1 pseudogene is annotated in these 278 nt (G+C 43.5%); it reads left to right on the top strand.

The window, feature by feature from the left end:
• Positions 1–3 precede the first annotated feature (3 nt).
• Positions 4–278 (top strand): annotated as a pseudogene (locus ACWA1B_RS22585) (chloride channel protein); the annotation flags it as partial.

Raw genomic sequence — 278 nt, 5'->3', positions numbered from 1 at the left:
CAGATTGAAGCCCTGCTTGTCCTGGGAAGAAAAAAACTCCCTCCAAAACAGTTTATCTTTCTCTCCAGTGTTCTTGTAGGCATCATGGCGGCATTTGCCGTTATCGTTTTAAAGTACTTTGCACACTGGGTGTATTATTCCGCATCATACATCAACAGCGTTTTAAAGCTCAGCTTCATAAACTCAATCCTTCCGGTAATAGGCATACTGCTGACTGTTCTGGTAGTGCAGAAAATTCTGGGAGGCTCTATTGAAAAAGGCACCTCGCAGATCCTCTA

This window comes from Flavobacterium xizangense (assembly GCF_054075145.1).
Note: the sequence above shows the minus strand (reverse complement) of the source record. Positions and strands in the feature narration are given on the sequence as shown.